General features: G+C 65.5%; 1 protein-coding gene. It reads left to right on the top strand.

The window, feature by feature from the left end; translation table 11 throughout:
• On the top strand, positions 1-249 hold a 249-nt coding region (locus AC1RPU_RS08415), incomplete at both ends, for a hypothetical protein (protein ID WP_481769717.1).

Raw genomic sequence — 249 nt, 5'->3', positions numbered from 1 at the left:
GATGTGGTCGCTGCAACCTCATCGACGCAGCACAGGCGAGCAGACCGAGCTTTACAACGTCGATCGCGTGTCAAAGTCGGAAGGACTGGATGCGCTGCCGACGGACTATTCCAAGCTGCCGCCGGCGTTGCTGCCTGCCGTTCCCGAACTAGGGCCACCGCTGCCGGGCGATCTTGGCCCGGCTATCGTGAAGTCGCAGCAACCGGCGACGGCTGCCTACGCGGCCCCCGGTCACGACCCGAACGATGC

The organism is Dellaglioa sp. CoH-55-MRSF-7 (assembly GCF_056782235.1).
Note: the sequence above shows the minus strand (reverse complement) of the source record. Positions and strands in the feature narration are given on the sequence as shown.